Below are 549 nucleotides of genomic sequence, written 5' to 3' on the forward strand. Positions count from 1 at the left end.
CACGACTTACTTTGTGGTCTTGGTCTTGCATCCATCTTTGTTCTTTATCATCAAGTTGACGAAGGGCATTCAGTTTCTTAGCTTCTCCTAATTTCTTGCGAACACTGCGAAACTTACGTTTCATAAATTTGTTTTGCCTACCGTTCCCGAAGAAACGAACTTTATCATCATCTGTGATGGCTACCGCAGGAACTTTGAGACCTAAGTCTACTCCTAAAATCTTTGTTCCCGTTTTTTCGTTTGTAGGAATCGTGACAGATATTTGAGCAATCCATTTAGCAGATTTCTTCGTGATACGAAGTGTACCTAACTTGTGCTTCAACAATTCGAAATTGCGATTATATTTGTCGATTAATAAAGCGCGAACCTTTAAACGAGTTGACTTTCCGTTTACCATAAACGGAATTGAAATGTGTGTGAAGTCAAATGAATAGTTTTGGTTATTCCATACACAAACAGGTCTTTTTAGAATCGGAACGATTTTGTATTTACTCTTTTTCACCTTTGTAGAAAACACACTTTTCGCATCTTTAATTGCTTGATTTTTCA

General features: G+C 36.6%; 1 pseudogene. It reads right to left on the bottom strand.

Annotation, left to right across the window (positions count from 1 at the left end):
* Window positions 1–549: pseudogene (locus ACS2FK_RS30450) on the bottom strand (RNA-guided endonuclease TnpB family protein); the annotation flags it as partial.

It is taken from the genome of Bacillus cereus group sp. BceL220 (assembly GCF_051776965.1).
GTDB lineage: Bacteria > Bacillota > Bacilli > Bacillales > Bacillaceae_G > Bacillus_A > Bacillus_A cereus.